Origin of the sequence: Streptomyces sp. NPDC048370 (assembly GCF_043200825.1) — a bacterium.
Taxonomy (GTDB): Bacteria; Actinomycetota; Actinomycetes; order Streptomycetales; family Streptomycetaceae; genus Streptomyces.
In genome coordinates this window covers 121,205-135,164 of sequence record NZ_JBICYI010000015.1, presented here as the reverse complement: position 1 = coordinate 135,164, position 13,960 = coordinate 121,205, and the positions used below count along the sequence as shown (strand labels likewise).

Annotated in this window: 14 protein-coding genes; 7 read left to right on the top strand and 7 right to left on the bottom strand. The window is 73.8% G+C overall.

The annotated features are described in order from the left end of the window. The first annotated feature begins 18 nt into the window (after nucleotides 1–18). A complete protein-coding gene (locus ACGFYP_RS28235; RefSeq protein ID WP_393499172.1) occupies nucleotides 19–480 on the top strand; it encodes a DUF4442 domain-containing protein in 462 nt (153 codons plus the stop codon). 100 nt (nucleotides 481–580) lie between these two features. Here the strand turns inward: ACGFYP_RS28235 and ACGFYP_RS28230 are convergent, their stop codons facing one another. From ACGFYP_RS28230 to ACGFYP_RS28220, 3 genes are all read right to left on the bottom strand, one after another. Beyond that, nucleotides 581–1,816, bottom strand: coding sequence for a VWA-like domain-containing protein (locus ACGFYP_RS28230; RefSeq protein WP_393499169.1), 1,236 nt, complete (start codon nucleotides 1,814–1,816; stop codon nucleotides 581–583). After that, nucleotides 1,813–3,081, bottom strand: coding sequence for an AAA family ATPase (locus ACGFYP_RS28225; RefSeq protein ID WP_393499348.1), 1,269 nt, complete (start codon nucleotides 3,079–3,081; stop codon nucleotides 1,813–1,815). The genes ACGFYP_RS28230 and ACGFYP_RS28225 overlap by 4 nt, the downstream gene beginning before the upstream one ends. Before the next feature lie 85 nt (nucleotides 3,082–3,166). After that, nucleotides 3,167–4,579: a hypothetical protein gene (locus ACGFYP_RS28220; protein WP_393499166.1), complete on the bottom strand. Its 1,413-nt coding sequence runs from the start codon at nucleotides 4,577–4,579 to the stop codon at nucleotides 3,167–3,169. A gap of 196 nt (nucleotides 4,580–4,775) precedes the next feature. On the opposite strand from ACGFYP_RS28220, the gene ACGFYP_RS28215 reads away from it, so the two are divergent. Then, nucleotides 4,776–5,459: a DedA family protein gene (locus ACGFYP_RS28215; protein ID WP_393499163.1), complete on the top strand. Its 684-nt coding sequence runs from the start codon at nucleotides 4,776–4,778 to the stop codon at nucleotides 5,457–5,459. An 80-nt stretch (nucleotides 5,460–5,539) separates the two neighbouring features. On the opposite strand, the gene ACGFYP_RS28210 is transcribed toward ACGFYP_RS28215, so the two are convergent. Beyond that, nucleotides 5,540–6,067, bottom strand: coding sequence for a gamma carbonic anhydrase family protein (locus tag ACGFYP_RS28210; protein ID WP_361957172.1), 528 nt, complete (start codon nucleotides 6,065–6,067; stop codon nucleotides 5,540–5,542). Nucleotides 6,068–6,186: 119 nt separating this feature from the next. Between ACGFYP_RS28210 and ACGFYP_RS28205 the strand changes: the two genes are divergently transcribed. Further along, the gene (locus tag ACGFYP_RS28205; RefSeq protein WP_393499158.1) at nucleotides 6,187–6,930 is read left to right on the top strand and encodes an acyltransferase; all 744 of its coding nucleotides are present in this window, start codon (nucleotides 6,187–6,189) and stop codon (nucleotides 6,928–6,930) included. Nucleotides 6,931–6,954: 24 nt separating this feature from the next. On the opposite strand, the gene ACGFYP_RS28200 is transcribed toward ACGFYP_RS28205, so the two are convergent. Further along, nucleotides 6,955–7,824, bottom strand: coding sequence for an EamA family transporter (locus tag ACGFYP_RS28200; RefSeq protein WP_393499156.1), 870 nt, complete (start codon nucleotides 7,822–7,824; stop codon nucleotides 6,955–6,957). 116 nt (nucleotides 7,825–7,940) lie between these two features. On the opposite strand from ACGFYP_RS28200, the gene ACGFYP_RS28195 reads away from it, so the two are divergent. Further along, the gene (locus ACGFYP_RS28195; protein ID WP_361957180.1) at nucleotides 7,941–8,513 is read left to right on the top strand and encodes an XRE family transcriptional regulator; all 573 of its coding nucleotides are present in this window, start codon (nucleotides 7,941–7,943) and stop codon (nucleotides 8,511–8,513) included. A 44-nt stretch (nucleotides 8,514–8,557) separates the two neighbouring features. Beyond that, entirely contained in the window at nucleotides 8,558–9,115 is a 558-nt protein-coding gene (locus tag ACGFYP_RS28190; RefSeq protein WP_393499151.1) for a YbaK/EbsC family protein, read from the top strand. 9 nt (nucleotides 9,116–9,124) lie between these two features. On the opposite strand, the gene ACGFYP_RS28185 is transcribed toward ACGFYP_RS28190, so the two are convergent. After that, entirely contained in the window at nucleotides 9,125–9,532 is a 408-nt protein-coding gene (locus ACGFYP_RS28185) for a CoA-binding protein (RefSeq protein ID WP_361957581.1), read from the bottom strand. 157 nt (nucleotides 9,533–9,689) lie between these two features. On the opposite strand from ACGFYP_RS28185, the gene ACGFYP_RS28180 reads away from it, so the two are divergent. Then, nucleotides 9,690–10,826: an AI-2E family transporter gene (locus ACGFYP_RS28180; RefSeq protein ID WP_393499148.1), complete on the top strand. Its 1,137-nt coding sequence runs from the start codon at nucleotides 9,690–9,692 to the stop codon at nucleotides 10,824–10,826. A gap of 133 nt (nucleotides 10,827–10,959) precedes the next feature. Here the strand turns inward: ACGFYP_RS28180 and ACGFYP_RS28175 are convergent, their stop codons facing one another. Continuing rightward, nucleotides 10,960–12,450: a long-chain fatty acid--CoA ligase gene (locus tag ACGFYP_RS28175; RefSeq protein WP_393499145.1), complete on the bottom strand. Its 1,491-nt coding sequence runs from the start codon at nucleotides 12,448–12,450 to the stop codon at nucleotides 10,960–10,962. Between the two features lie 173 nt (nucleotides 12,451–12,623). Here ACGFYP_RS28175 and ACGFYP_RS28170 point away from each other — a divergent pair, with 173 nt between their 5' ends. Then, complete coding sequence (locus ACGFYP_RS28170; RefSeq protein ID WP_393499142.1) at nucleotides 12,624–13,955, top strand: PucR family transcriptional regulator; 1,332 nt, start codon at nucleotides 12,624–12,626, stop codon at nucleotides 13,953–13,955. Nucleotides 13,956–13,960: the final 5 nt, after the last annotated feature.

Genomic DNA, 13,960 nt, shown 5'->3' with positions numbered 1-13,960 from the left:
CGTGGGTAACATCGGCGCATGAGCGCAGACCAGATGTCCGTCGGCGAGATGCTCGCCGCCACGGTTCCCATGGCCAGGACCCTCAACCTCGAGTTCCTGGAGACCACTTCCGAGCGGGCCGTCGTCCGCCTGCCGGACCAGGCCGACTACCACAACCACGTCGGCGGCCCGCACGCCGGAGCGATGTTCACGCTGGCCGAGTCGGCCAGCGGCGCGATCGTCCTGGCCGCCTTCGGCGACCAGCTGAACCGCGCGGTGCCGCTCGCCGTCACGGCTGAGATCGGCTACAAGAAGCTGGCCATGGGCGTCGTCACGGCCACCGCGACCCTCGGCCGCCCGGCCGCCGAGGTCGTCGCCGACCTTGACGCGGGCGAGCGCCCGGAGTTTCCCGTGCACATCGCGATCACGCGCGAGGACGGCGCGGTGACCGGCGAGATGACCGTCGTCTGGACGCTGCGGCCGAACGGCCAGGGGAAGTAGCGACGCAGGGGGTGCGGAGGCGGCCGGTTGGCGCCTCCGTACCGCGCCTGCCGACCCCGCCGCCCGCCTCCGTACCGTCCCCCACCGCCCCCGCCGCTCCTCACGCGTCGATGACCACCACGCGTGCCCAGTCGGGCGGTGCGTCCGGGACGTACTCGGGGTTGTTCTCGTTGTACGACCTCGGTCTGCGCGCGCGGGGGAAGAGGCCCACCACCGTTCGGCACGGCGGCGGTGCGCTGGGCCACGGCGTCTGGCCGTCGGTCAGGGCCACGATCACATCGGGGCGCGGACGGCCGCCCAGGGCCTTGGTGAAGCCCGCGCGCAGATCCGTACCCCCGCCGCCGACCAGCGGAATGCCCTCCGCGCGGCAGATCGGGTGCGCGACCCGGGCCGCCGCGTCGCAGGACACGACGGAGACCAGGTCCCGACGGCCGCCCACGGTACGGGAGATGGCGGCGACCTCCAGGAGCGCGCTGCCCAGTTCGGCGTCGCTGACCGAGCCCGAGGTGTCGATGACCACGGTGACCCGAGGCGGCCTCCGCCGCAGACTCGGGAGTACGACACCGGGCAGCCCGGCCGAGCGCCGGGACGGACGGCCGTAGCTGTAGTCGTCGCCCGCGCCCGGCCCCGAGGCCGCCGAGCGGAGGGCCGCGCCCAGCAACTCCCGCCACGGCTGCGGGGGATGGAACGCCTCCTCGGCCCACCGCTTCCACCCCTGCGGGGCGCTCCCCGGCCGCCCGGAGATGGCCTGCGCCACCCGGAACCGCACCGCGTCCCGCTGCTGCTCGCTCAGGCCGTCCGCGCCGTCGGGGCCGAGGTCCCACTCCCGTTCGCTGCCGTCCGCGCCGCTGCCGCAGTCCAGCCAGACGAGGTGGTCCGTCCTGGGCCCGAGCCGGAACAGACGCAGGTAGTCCTCCATCAGCTCCCCCGTGGGGAGGTGCAGGTCGCTCGGTACGACGGCGCCCTTGGGCCGTACCAGGCCGTCGCCGAAGATGTCGTCGTTGATCTCCAGGTCGGCGGCGATGTTCATCCGCAGCCGCTCCGTGGGGCCGTTCAGTCCGCGCGTCCGGGCGAGCCGGTCGCCGCGCCCGTGGTGGTCGCGCAGCAGGTGGGACACCTCGTGCACCCAGACCCCGGCCAGCTCCTCCACCGGGGTCCGTTCCACGAACCCGGGGGAGACGTAGCACCGCCAGTGGCGGTCCACTCCCATGGTCGGCACCCGCCGGTCCTCGACCACGTGCAGGGCGAACAGCGCCGTCGCCAGGTACGGCCGGGCCCGGGCGGCCTGCAGGCGCGCGGTGAAGAGCTTGTCGAGGTCGAGGCCGACCGCCGTCATCGGCTGCCCTGCGCGCTCAGGGCCGCCTGGGCGGCGCGGGCCGCCGCGTCGTCGGCGCGCCGGGACAGGGAGACCACGCCGGCGAGCTTCTCGATCGCCGCGGGAACCGTCCAGTCCTCCTGCCGCAGCGAGGCGAGCGTCGTCGCCGGGACGACCACCAGGTCAGGGGCCCCGGTCTCCAACGCCCGCACCAGGACCGCCCAGGCCGCGTCCCAGCGGGCCTCGTCCGGGCGCCCGCGTACCGCCGCCACCACTCCGTCGAGCGCGGCCTGGCGCAGGTCCCCGCGCTGGGGCAGCTCGGCGGACCCGGGGTCGGCGAGCAGCGTCTCGGGGTCCGGGAGGTCCATCCGGTCCAGGCTCGCCATCACCTCGAGGCCGGGCCCGTCGCCCACGGTGCCCCGCACCAGCTGGGCCAGCACGTCGCGCGAGGAGCCGGCCGCCGTCGCGAAGGCGATCAGACGGAGGGTCATCTCCCAGCTCCGGGGCGAGGGCCAGGGGCCGCCCCGCCGCGTCTCGCTGTTGGGCAGCCGGTGCACGAGCTCGGGGCGGACGGAGAGGAACCCGCAGACCGCGCGCCGGGCGAACTCCACGGCCTCGGGCAGCTTCCCGGGGTCGAGGCGGGGCAGTGTGGCCCGGGGCCAGGTCCCGCCGAGGCCGCGGACGACGACCTCCCCGTCGTGGGCCCACTGGAGGTGGACGAACCGGTTGGCCAGGGGTGGACTCAGCTCCCAGCCGTCGGCGGCCGAGGACCTCGGGTTGGCGGCGGCCACGATCCGTACCCCGGGCGGCAGTTGGAGGGCGCCGATCCGCCGTTCCAGGACGAGACGGAGCAGCGCGGCCTGTACGGAGGGCGGCGCCGTGGACAGCTCGTCGAGGAAGAGCAGCCCCCGCCCGGTCCTGACCAGTCGCACGGCCCAGTCCGGCGGGGCCATCGGGACACCTTGCTCGGCGGGGTCGTCGCCGACGACGGGCAGGCCCGAGAAGTCCGACGGCTCGTGCACGCTGGCGATCACCGTGGTCAGGGGGAGGTCCAGCTCCTCGGCCAGCCGGGTCAGGGCCGCCGTCTTGCCGATCCCCGGCTCACCCCAGAGGATCACCGGCAGGTCGGCGGCCACGGCCAGTGTCAGGGCCTCCAGTTGGGTGTCGGGCCGGGGCTCGGTGGCGGTGTCGCCGAGCAGGGTCAGCAACGCGCCGGCGACGTCGAGGGGGGAGTCGAGGTCGGGGGCGAGATCGGGGGCGGGGGCGTACGCGGGCATGGTGGACATATCGGTCACAGATGATCACCTTGGGTTTCGTGGTGGTGGGACGGATGAGAAGCGGATGCGGGGACGGAGCCCCGGGCCGCCCGCCTCAGTGCGCGAGGCGGGGGCGGGTTCGGTGGGCGCGGGGACGAGGATCAGAGGGGACGAGGCGGTGGGGCGGGGGTACGTCGAGGCCCGACCGGAACAGCCCGTAGGCGATCCGCCGCTGCGCCGCCCCCTCAAGGGCGTCCCGCAGCGGTCCGCCGCGCAGCGTCGCCCCGGGCCCGAGCAGGCCCTCGACGACCGCGAGCGCGCCGACGACGTCACCGTGCTGCAGACGTTCGCGCACGCCGACGAGACAGTCCGGACGCCGGTGCGCCTCGTCGATCACCCGCAGACAGGGCAGCGGAGGTCCACCCAGGGCGACGAGCAGCTCCTCCCGCGCGAGCTCCTCCGGGTCGTGGTCCAGCGGAGCCAGTACGCCGTCGACCAGAGCGATCCGGTGCCGGTCACCCCGGCACTCCACGACCCGGGGACCCGAGGCCCCCTGCTCCTCGGCGGGGCCGGAGGGCGCGTGGTCCGGTACGAGCGCGGACGCGACCAGCGGGTGGAGCCGGCCGGCCTCGATCGCGCCAGCCCGGAGCAGCTCCAGATCGGGCAGCACCCAGGTCGCCGCGTCCGGGAGGAGGAGCGGCGTGGCGGGACTGCGCGTATCCCGGCGAGCCTCGGTGGCCGGGTCCGCGTCCCCCTCCGCGTCCGCAGCCGCAGCCGCAGCCGCAGCCGCATCCACGTCCAGCGTGAGGCGGCGGCGCGCGTCGAGGCGTACGGTCACCGGGCCGGCGGACCTGCCCTCGGCCCGGAGCACGTGCCTCGCCTCCGCCTGCCAGCGGTCGACGGCACAGCGGAACCCCTCGGGCACCGGTACCGGAGGCTCGCCCGCGGGCGCGTCGGCCCCCGAGCGGACGCGCAGCTCATCGGCCCTGCGCGCGTCCCACAGATGGCGGTGCAGGTCGAGGCGGAACCGCCGGCCGGGCAGCGGATGCGGGTGGCGCCCGACGGGGCCCTGCCCGAGGGACCCGTCGGAGGACCCGTCCCAGAGGGCGAGGCTGATCCGCTGACCGCCGTCCGCCCACGCGGGCGGAGTCCGGGCCACGAGGTGCACCGGCCCGTCCCGCGACGGCGGCTCCGCCCTGGCGTACCGGGCCAGCGAGATCGTCAGGCCCGGGCGCAGCAGCCCGTCCGGAGCGATCCTCGGCATGTGCCAGCGCAGCAGGTCGGGGGCCAGGTGGCGGAGATCGCGCCGGATCCGGTCGGTGAGGTCCCGGCCGTGGGCCCGTGCCACGGACCGTAGGTCGAGATCGACATCGACGCGTGCGGCGGCACACGCGCCCGCCCAGTCCCCGGCGAGGCGACGGGCGGTCGCTGTCTTGATCATGGAGGGCGGCACGGCGAACTCGCGGACGCGCAGCCAGAAGGAGAGGAAGGAAGCGTGGGAATCCTCGTACGCGGGATGAGTGGTCATCAGCACTCACCTTGCGCGGACGGGCCCCCCCAACACTGAACGGAGTGAGTGGTCATCGCGGCGGAGCGTAGCGCGCCCCGGCCGCGGCCGACCAGTGATTTACGCGCCCGGGAGGCGGCGGGCGGTCCTGCCGTGACCAGGTAGGCTGCCTCGGCGCGCGCGACGCGGCGCGCGCCTCGACACGGGAGGAACCGCGTTGCACGTCCAGGAGTGGCTGGAGACGATCCCCGCGGTGGCGATCTACGCGCTGGTGGGAGTGGTGATCGGGCTCGAAAGCCTGGGAATCCCGTTGCCCGGCGAGATCGTCCTCGTCAGCTCGGCCCTGCTCGCCTCCCAGCACGGTGACATCAATCCGTACGTCCTCGGGGCCTGCGCCACCGCCGGGGCCATCATCGGCGACTCGATCGGCTACGCGATCGGTCGCAGGGGCGGGCGTCCGCTGCTCGCCTGGCTGGGCAAGAAGTTCCCCAAACACTTCAGCGAGGCCAACATCGCGCTGGCGGAGCGGTCCTTCGAGAAGTGGGGCATGTGGGCCGTCTTCTTCGGCCGCTTCGTCGCCCTGCTGCGGATCTTCGCGGGACCGCTCGCGGGCGTGCTGCGGATGCCGTACTGGAAGTTCCTCATCGCCAACGTCTTCGGCGGCATCCTCTGGGCGGGCGGTACGACGGCCGTCATCTACTCGGTGGGCGTCGTCGCCGAGGCGTGGCTCAAGCGCTTCTCGTGGCTGGGTCTGGTGCTCGCGGTCCTGGTCGGCGTCGCGTCGATGCTGATCCTGAAGAACCGCGCGAAGAAGGCCGCGGCGGCGACGCAGTCGAAGACCGAGTCGGCGCCCGAGCCGGAGCCGACGCCGGTGTCCGCTTCGGCTTCGGTGGCGGACTGACGGGGCGCCCCCGACGGACACGAAAGGGCGCGGTGGCCTCACGGCCGCCGCGCCCTTCTCCGTCTCGTGGGCTCCGGCCCTCAGTCCTCGAAGGCCTCGGCGTGGCCCTTGGCCAGGTGGAGGTACATCTCCGCGTTGAGGCGGATGCCCGCCTGCTCCTCCTCCGTCAGCGGGCGCCGCACCTTGGCCGGGACTCCGGCCACCAGCGAACCCGGCGGGATCTCCATCCCCTGCGGGACGAGCGCCTGCGCGGCGATGAGCGAACCGGCGCCCACCCGGGCGCCGTTGAGGACCGTGGCGCCCATGCCCACCAGGACGTCGTCCTCGATGGTGCAGCCGTGGACGGTCGCGTTGTGGCCGACCGTCACCCGGTCGCCGATCGTCACCGGGAAGCCCGGATCGACGTGGACGGTGCAGTTGTCCTGGATGTTGGAGTCCTCGCCCACGACGACGGGACCGCAGTCCGCCCGGAGCACCGCGTGGTACCAGACGCTGGCGCGGGCCCCCAGCGTGACGTCGCCGAGCACCACGGAGGTCGGCGCCGTGAAGGCGGTCGGATCGACCTGCGGCTCCTTGCCGCCCACGCCCCTGATCAACGCCTCGGTCATCGTTCGCTCCTGATCGCTCATGATTGCGTCACGCCTCCACGCACCCTAGTCGCGGCCCATGACGGACATCACAGGGCACCCCACTGATCAGCTACGACGGTGCGGACTACCGTGTGCGGGTGCCCAGGAACAGAAACACGTTCTCCTCTCTCACCGCTTGGCGGCGCCGCGTTCTCGCCCGCGCCGTGCAGGGCGGGTGGCGCTGGGTGCAGGAGGCCGGTTCGGTGACCGCCGAGCACCCCGGGAAGCTGCGCTTCCGTCGCCTCGGGGCGGGCACCCGGCTGGCGTTCCCGCAGGGGACCGTCTTCGGCGAGCAGTGGATCGAGATCGGCGAGTGCTGCATCATCGCCGAGCAGGTCACCCTCACGGCGGGCATGCTGCCCGGGCTCGACCTCGGCCCCGACACGGTGCTGACCCTGGGCAACGGTGTCGTCCTCGGCCGCGGCAGCCACGTCATCGCCGATACCCGGGTGACCATCGGCTCGGACACGTACTGCGGTCCGTACGTCTACATCACCTCGACCAACCACAGCTACGACGACCCGGACGAGCCGGTCGGCAGGCAGTGGCCGCGCTCCGAGCCGGTCGAGATCGGGCCGGGCTGCTGGCTGGGCACGGGCGCGGTGATCCTGCCGGGCGCCAAGCTCGGCCGCAACGTGGTGGTCGCGGCGGGCGCCGTCGTACGGGGTGAGGTGCCGGACCACTCGGTGGTGGCCGGCGCGCCGGCGAAGGTGGTGCGCAGCTGGGACCCGGAGCGGGGCTGGCAGCCGCCGCTGCGGACGCCGGCGCCGGTGCCCGTACCGGACGGTGTGACGCACGAGCAGCTCGCCGCGCTCGCGGCATGGGACCTCGCGGAGGGCTGACCCGGTTCGCGCGGGGTCGATCCGTCAGCCCGTCGCCAGCAGGACCGTGCCGACCAGGGCCAGGCCGGCGCCCGCCGCCTGGACCGCGCGCAGCCGTTCCTTCAGCACGCCCCGCGCCGCGAGCGCCGTGACCACCGGGTAGAGGTTGGCGAGGACGGCCGCGACGGTCACCGGGCCGTTCTGCGCCGCGATCGAGTACGTACCGTTGGCGGCGACGTCCGCGAGGCCGACGAAGGCGAGCGCGGGGAGGGCCGCCCACACGACCTTCATCCCGCCGCCGTCCTCCGGCAGCGCCCGCCCGCCCCTCTTCACCGAGACGTACAGCGCGCCGCCGCCCACCGCCACGTTGGTCACCCGCTGGACGAACAGGGCGAGGAACAGGCCGGTCAGCGTCGAGGACGCCTCGGCGATCAGCGCCATCACCGAGCCGAAGCCGAAGGCCGCGACCAGGGTGAGCAGCACGGCCTGGCGCTGCACGGGTGCGCCGCGCAGCTCGGGCCCGCCGGCGAGCAGGACACCGACGATCGCCACGCCGATCCCGGCGAACTGGAGGAGCCCCGGCCGGTCGCCGATGAGCAGGCCCACGGAGACGGGCACGACGACGCCGAGCGAGCCGAGCGGGGAGACGACGCCCATCGGGCCGAGCGCCAGGGCCTTGTAGAAGGAGAGCATCGCGACCGGACCGACCACGCCCGCCGCGACGGCGTACCAGAGCTGGGGCCCGATCTCGGTCCAGCCGCCGGTGACGACCACGATCGCGCCGAGGACGACGACCGCGACGGTCTGCGAGGCGACGACCACCGTGAGCGCCGGCATGCGCCGGGTGAGCAGCCCGCCGCCGAAGTCGGCCAAGCCCCAGAGCAGGGCGGTGGCCAGGGCGAACAGCGCAGTCATGGATCCTCGCAGGGTGGCGGTCTCGCAGTACAGTGCGGTGGACAGCTGGTACACCGCGGTAGACCCCACCGTAGTTCAGTCTGTTGGACTATGTCATCCAAAATATTGGACGGAATGTGTCGGACCTCGATCAGCTCACGCAGTCGCTCGCGCGGAATCTGAAGCGGTGGCGCAATGAACGCGGATTCACGCTGGACGCGCTCGCCGCACGGGCCGGCGTCAGCCGCGGCATGATCATCCAGATCGAGCAGGCCCGGACGAACCCCAGCGTCGGCACCACCGTGAAGCTCGCGGACGCGCTCGGTGTCTCGATCACCACCCTCCTCGACTACGAGCAGGGCTCCCACGTCCGCCTCGTCCCGCCCGACCAGGCCGTCCGCATGTGGTCCACATCCACCGGCAGCCACACCACCCTGCTCGCCGGCACCGAGGCGCGCGGCCCCCTGGAGCTCTGGGCCTGGACGCTGATGCCGGGCGACGGCAGCGCGTCCGACCCGCACCCCGACGGCACCACCGAGCTGCTGCACGTCGCGGCGGGCGAGCTGACCCTCGTGGTCGAGGGCGAGGAGCACCGCATCCCGGCCGGCACCTCCGCCGTCTTCGAGGCCAACGTGCCGCACGCGTACCGCAACGACGGCACGGAGCGGGTCGAGATGACCATGGCCGTCTCCATCCCGCCCGCACGCTGAGACGCCCAACGTCGTCCCGGGCGGCCGCTGTTAGCGTGAGCCGCATGCGCGCACCCATCGGAGACTTCGACAACGCCGTTCCCGCCCGCGACCGCCTGGACCAGCTCACGGAACCGGTCGCCACGGCCGTACGCGCCTGGCAGGGCACCGGACCGGCGGATCAGCTGCTGTACGTCGACACCGACCCGGAGATCGCCGACACGGCCGCCTTCGTCGCGCACCACGGCGCGGACCTCCTCGACGCCTCCGCGAACTGCGTGATCGTGGCAGGGAAGCGCGGCGAGGAGACGACCCTGGCGGCCTGCGTGGTGCGCTCGGCCACCCGGGTCGACGTCAACGGAGTCGTCCGCCGCCACCTGGGCTCCCGCAAGGCGCGGTTCGCGGACATGGAGACCGCGACGGGCCGGAGCGGTATGGAGTACGGCGGCATCACACCGGTCGGACTCCCGGCCGACTGGCCCCTCCTGGTGGACGCGACGGTGATCGACACCCCCTGGGTCCTCATCGGCAGCGGGCGTCGGCGCGGCAAGCTGATCGTCCCGGGCAAGGCCTTCGCCGAGCTGCCCGGCGCCGTCGTCCTGGAGGGGCTCGGCGTCGCCTGAGGGACGGCTTCAGCCGAGGCGGGGGATCTCGATGGCGGGGCAGCGGTCCATGACCATGTCGAGGCCCGCGGCGCGGGTGCGTGCGTACGCGGCTTCGTCCACGACGTCGAGCTGGAACCAGACGGCCTTGGCGCCCTTGGCGACGGCTTCGTCGGCGACCGCGCCGGCGAGTGCGCTGTTGACGAACACGTCCACGACGTCGACGTCGAAGGGGATCGCGTCGAGGGAGGCGTAGCCCTGCTCGCCGTGGACCGTCTCGGCCTTCGGGTGCACGGGGACTATCCGCTTGCCGTGCCGCTGCAGGAAGGCCGCGACGCCGTAGGCGGCACGCTCCTGGTTGGCGGAGAGCCCCACGATGGCCCAGGTGTCCCCGGCCTCGTCGAGGATCTTCCGGATGGTCTCCGTCTCGTTGCGCACGCTCTGCCTCCGGTCGGTGATGGTGGGCACTCCCTGAGTGCAGAACGAGCGCCGACCGCGTGGGATTCCCGACGGGGCGGGCTCGGGGTCGGCGTCGTCCTCCCGGGCCGACCGGCCGAGATTCCGCAACACGGCTGGTCACCCCTAGGGTGACCGCATGCCTGCCACGCTGAGTTCCACGAAAGCCGCCGCCGCGCTCCGGCGATCCGCCCGCGTCTCCGCCGAGTTGCTCGTCGTCCTCGTCATGGCCGCGGTGGCCCTGTGGTTGCTGGGTCGGATGTGGCCGGTCGTCTGGCCCCTCGTCGTGGCCCTTCTCCTCACCACACTGACCTGGCCGCTCGCCCGCTCCCTGCGTCGGCTCGGCTGGCCCCCGGCTCTGGCGGCCTCGGCCGTGACCGTGCTCTTCCTCCTCGTCGCGGCGGGCATCGTGGCGCTGATCGCGGTACCCGTCTCGTCCCAGTCGGGCGAGCTCGCCGACGGCGTGGTGGAAGGCATCCAGAGGCTGCGCGAGTGGGCGGCGGGACCGCCGCTGAACATCGGCGACGAACAGATCGCCGGCGCCTTCGACACGGCGGTCGACCGCGTCCAGAACAGCGTCGGCAGCATGGTCTCCGCCGTCGGTACGGGCGTGAGCACCGTGTTCAACGGGGTGGTCACCGCCGTCCTCGCGCTCTTCCTGATGTTCTTCTTCCTCAAGGACGGCCCGCGCTTCCTGCCGTGGCTCACCCGTCAGCTCCCCGGCCGACTGGCCACCGACGTGCCCGTCGTGGCCGAGCGCGGCTGGGACACCCTGGGCGCGTTCGTGCGCTCGCAGGCCTTCGTCGGCCTGCTCGACGCCGTCTTCATCGGCCTCGGCCTCTGGATCCTCGGAGTACCCCTGGTGCTCCCGCTGGCGGTGCTTACCTTCGTCTCGGCCTTCGTGCCCATCGTGGGAGCGCTGTTCGCCGGGCTTGTCGCCGTTCTCATCGCGCTGGTGTCCAACGGTCCGACGGACGCGCTGATCGTCCTCGCCATCATCGTCGTGGTGCAGCAGCTGGAGGGGAACGTCTTCCAGCCCATGATCCAGAGCCGGGGGCTCGGCCTCCACGCCGCCGTGATCCTGCTGGCGGTGACCCTGGGCGGCAGCCTCGCCGGCATCGTGGGCAGCCTGCTGGCCGTACCCATCGCCGCGCTGATCGCGGTCGTCTGGAACTACCTGCGCGAACAGCTCAGCGACCCGCCGCAGGAGTCGGAGACCCCGGACGCGCCAGAGTCCCCGGACGCCCCGCCCCTCGACGCCCCCGTCCCGGCGTAGCCGCTCCGGAGCCCTCAGTCGCCCCAGGCCCGCAGCTCCTCCTCACGCGGGGACCCCGCGTGAGGAGCCACCGGCTCACGAAGCTCGGACATCGGCCATCGCTCCCTTCCCGTTACCCGCCCCGCCCGCCCCTTCAGGATTCCGCCGCGACCAGCGCCCGCTTGAGGATCTTGCCGGTCGGGCCGAGCGGCATCTCGGCCACGAACCGTACGAGGCGCGGGTACTTGTGCCGGCCGAGGCGCTCCTTCGACCACTCCACAAGATCCGCCTCGTCGACGGCCCCGGCCCCCGGGCGCAGGACGACCACGGCGCAGACCTCCTCGCCCTTCGCCTCGTCGGGGACGCCGATCACCGCGACCTCGGAGACCGCCGGGTGGCGGACCAGGACCTCCTCGACCTCGCGCGGGTAGATGTTGAAGCCGCCCCGGATCACCAGGTCCTTCTTCCGGTCCACGATGCTCAGGAAGCCCTCCTCGTCCCGGACGCCGAGGTCCCCCGTGCGGAACCAGCCGTCGACCACCGCCGCGGCCGTCGCCTCCGGGTCGTCGAGGTACCCGGCGAAGACGTTGTGCCCGCGCACCACGACCTCGCCGATCCCGCCGTCCGCGAGCAGCTCGATCCGGTCCTCGACGGCCGCGTCGGCGACCCCGATCTCGACCCCCCACACCGGGTGCCCCACCGTCCCCGGGCGGCGCCCGATGTGCGGCTGGTTGAAGGTCGCGACCGGCGAGGTCTCGGTGAGGCCGTACCCCTCCAGGACCTGCGTCGAGAACGTCTCCTCGAACCGTTCCAGGACGGCGACCGGAAGCGCCGCCCCGCCGGACACGGCCGCCCGCAGCGCCGCCGGCCGCCGGTCGTCGGCGGCCGCCGCCTCGACCAGCGCGTGGTACATCGTCGGTACGCCCATGAAGACGGTGACGCCCTCGTCGGCCAGTGCCGTGAGCGCCGCCGGGCCGCTGAACCGGGGCATCAGGACGAGGGTGGCCCCGGCCCGCAGCGTCCCGTTCATCGCGCAGGTCTGTCCGTAGCTGTGGAAGAGCGGCAGACAGCCGAGGACGACGTCGTCCGCGCCGAGGCCCAGCAGGTCCTGCGAGGTCACGGAGGCGTTCATGACGATGTTGAGGTGGGTGAGGCGGGCACCCTTCGGCCGGCCCGTCGTCCCGCTCGTGTACAGGATCACCGCCGTGTCGGAGGGCTCGGCCGGCTCGGCGGCCCGCAGCGGCTCCGCCGCCGACGGCGCGCCCTGGAGCGCGCGCACCCCGGCGTTCCGCGCCGCCTCCTCGGCCACCGCCCACAGGGGGCCGCCGCTCACGATCGCGACCGCGCCGCTGTGCTCCAGGACGTACCGCACCTCCTCGGCGACCAGCAGGGCGTGGACCGGGACGACCGTGGCCCCGGCGGCGAGCGCGCCGTAGTACACCCGCAGGAACTCCGTCGTGTTCGGCAGCAGGAGGGCGACCCGGTCGCCCGGCTTCACGCCCGAGGCCCGCAGCCCGGCGGCGCAGCGCAGCGCCTCGTGCCACAGCTCCCGGTAGGTCAGCCGGGCCGCGCCCTCGACGACCGCGATCCGGTCCGGGAACTGGCGGGCGGACTCGCCCAGGACGTTGGCGACGCTCAGTGACATGGCACGCTCCAGGAAACACGGCGTTGACGGGCCTGACACGGCACAGAATCCTTCCTGGCACGGGTCCGGCGCCATGTGCACCTGCCCACCATGTGACGCCATCGAGTGGGCAGCGGCCCCTCCGGGATGTCCGGCACGTGGCATCCGCCAAACGGCGGCGTTACGGTGCGGCCATGACCCACTCTCCGGCGGCGAAGCCCGGTCGCGGCTCCGGCGCGGCCGCCACGACCGCCGCCGCCACGACCTCCGGCGCGGCCGCCACGACCGCCGACGCGACGCTGCGCCGCACCATCGCCGCCTCGCTCCTCGGCGACCTCGCCCGCCTCACGGACCGAGCCGTCGACGACATCCGCGCCCACAGCGGTACGTACGCCTCCGGCACCCCCGTCACCCGCGAGGACCTGTGGGAGATCTGCCGCGACAACCTGCTGCGGGCCCTCCAGGACTTCGGCGGCCTCGCCCCCACCGGCGTCGACTTCGAGCACGCCGCGCGCGAGACCGGCCGTCGCAGGGCCGAGCAGAACGTGCCGCTCGACACCGTCCTGCGCGCCTACCGCCGGGGCGGCCGGGTGCTCTGGCAGGTGATGGCGGAACACCTGCGGGCCCGACCCGGCCGGGACACCGACACCCGGGACACCGAGCTCGACGTCGCGGGCGCCCTGTGGGAGACCATCGACCGCTACTCGGTGGCCATGGCCGACGCCTACCGGCTGACCCAGCTGGAGATGCAGAGCCGCCAGGACACCCGCCGCGTCGCCCTCTTCGAGGCGCTGCTCGACGGCCGCGCCGACGACCCGGCCGTCGCCGCGGCCGCCTCCGCCGCCCTCGGGGTCCCGCTGAGCGACCGGTACGTCGTCGTGGTCGCCGCCCAGAACCCGGCCGCCCCGCCCCACCCGGCGCCCGTCCTGGAGGCCCGCGGCCTGTGGTCGTTCTGGCGCCCCCGCGCCGGCCGCTACGCGGGCATCGTCCGGCTGCCGCGCGGCGCCGACGCCCCGCGCACCCTGATCGACCTGCTCCGCCGGCAGACCGGGACCACCGCCGGGGTCTCCCCGGAGTTCGACCGGCTCGCCCAGGCCGGCCGGGCCCTGCGGCTCGCCGAACAGACCCTCCGTACCCTCCCCGTCGGCAGTGGCGAGGCCGCCGCGTTCGACGACCGGCTCACGGAGGTGCTGCTCAGCGGCCGGGGCGACATCGCGGACCGGATCGTCGCCGTCCACCTCGGCCCTGTCCTCGCCACCACCGGCGAGCGCGCCGCCCTCCTGGAGACCCTCCGGGTCTGGCTCGACTGCGGCTGCTCCGCCGCCCGGGCCGCCGAGCGGCTCTACTGCCACCGCAACACCGTCCTCAACCGCATCAGCCGTATCGCGGAGCTCACAGGCCGCTCCAGCGAATCGGGTGAGACCCGCCTCGGCTGGGCCCTCGCCCTGCGGGCCCTCCCGCTCGCGGAGCTCGGCGAAGAGCCGGAGCGGACGGCGGGGGACAGGGGCGCGTTCCAGGGCGCATAGGGTGG

Coding starts and splice junctions, on each gene's coding strand:
- ACGFYP_RS28235 (WP_393499172.1), top strand. CDS start 19: ATGAGCGCAGACCAGATGTCCGTCGGCGAGATGCTCGCCGCCACGGTT.
- ACGFYP_RS28230 (WP_393499169.1), bottom strand. CDS start 1,816: ATGACGGCGGTCGGCCTCGACCTCGACAAGCTCTTCACCGCGCGCCTG.
- ACGFYP_RS28225 (WP_393499348.1), bottom strand. CDS start 3,081: ATGTCCACCATGCCCGCGTACGCCCCCGCCCCCGATCTCGCCCCCGAC.
- ACGFYP_RS28220 (WP_393499166.1), bottom strand. CDS start 4,579: ATGACCACTCATCCCGCGTACGAGGATTCCCACGCTTCCTTCCTCTCC.
- ACGFYP_RS28210 (WP_361957172.1), bottom strand. CDS start 6,067: ATGACCGAGGCGTTGATCAGGGGCGTGGGCGGCAAGGAGCCGCAGGTC.
- ACGFYP_RS28200 (WP_393499156.1), bottom strand. CDS start 7,824: ATGACTGCGCTGTTCGCCCTGGCCACCGCCCTGCTCTGGGGCTTGGCC.
- ACGFYP_RS28190 (WP_393499151.1), top strand. CDS start 8,558: ATGCGCGCACCCATCGGAGACTTCGACAACGCCGTTCCCGCCCGCGAC.
- ACGFYP_RS28180 (WP_393499148.1), top strand. CDS start 9,690: ATGCCTGCCACGCTGAGTTCCACGAAAGCCGCCGCCGCGCTCCGGCGA.
- ACGFYP_RS28175 (WP_393499145.1), bottom strand. CDS start 12,450: ATGTCACTGAGCGTCGCCAACGTCCTGGGCGAGTCCGCCCGCCAGTTC.
- ACGFYP_RS28170 (WP_393499142.1), top strand. CDS start 12,624: ATGACCCACTCTCCGGCGGCGAAGCCCGGTCGCGGCTCCGGCGCGGCC.